The 736-nt window shown below is 74.6% G+C and carries 1 protein-coding gene; it reads right to left on the bottom strand.

The genetic code is table 11. The features are described from left to right. Window positions 1–736: type VI secretion system Vgr family protein (locus GDJ08_RS19955; RefSeq protein ID WP_165699855.1), on the bottom strand; the 736-nt coding region annotated here is incomplete at both ends.

Genomic DNA, 736 nt, shown 5'->3' with positions numbered 1-736 from the left:
CTGTCGGCCACGCCGACCACGCGAGCGGTCTGCGGGCCGTGCAGGGTGGGGCGGTCCTGGGGCAGGGCGCGGATCGGGGTGTCGTGCGGGGCCGCCACGAAGCGGTTGCGGTAGCTGCCCTGCTCCAAGGCCGCCTCGCCGAGCAGCTCGACGATGCCGTGGCCGAGGTTGTTGACCGCCGCATGCGCCACGGCCAGCAGCACGAAGGCCTGGCCCTCGTGCTGCGGATGCTGGGTGAGGGTGAAGGCGCTGCCGGCCGCCAGCGTGCGCACCGAGCCGCTGCCCTGGAACAGGGTCATCGGCACGCGCAGCGCATCCAGCCGGGCCTGCGCCTCATCGGCGGCCAGCGCGGCCTGGGCGAAGCGCCCGGCGCGGGGCTGCACGTACACCTCCAGCACCGGCAGCGCGCCGGCCTCGGCCTGGCTCTGGCCACTGACGGCGGTGAGCTGCTCGCTGTGCCAGCTGGCCACGCTGCTGGCGTTGGGGACCAGCTGGCGCTGCTCGGCAAAGGCGGTGATGCCATCGCGCGCTTCGGCGATGTCGCTGCGGTGGAAGCGCTGGCTGCCCAGCGCAGGGCGCTCGGCGGCCGGGTCGAACACCACCAGCGTATGCGCGGCCTCGCCGTCCTGGGTCTGCTCGATGCACCAGGCCAGGCCGGCCTCGGCCAGCAGGCGGGTGACAAAGCCCCAGTCGCTCTCGCGGTACTGGGTGGTGATCGGGCGGGCCGGCAGCGCGG

This window comes from Stenotrophomonas nematodicola (assembly GCF_009467805.1).
Lineage (GTDB): Bacteria > Pseudomonadota > Gammaproteobacteria > Xanthomonadales > Xanthomonadaceae > Stenotrophomonas > Stenotrophomonas nematodicola.
The sequence above is the reverse complement of the archived record's forward strand: the minus strand, read 5'-3'. Positions and strand labels throughout refer to the sequence as shown.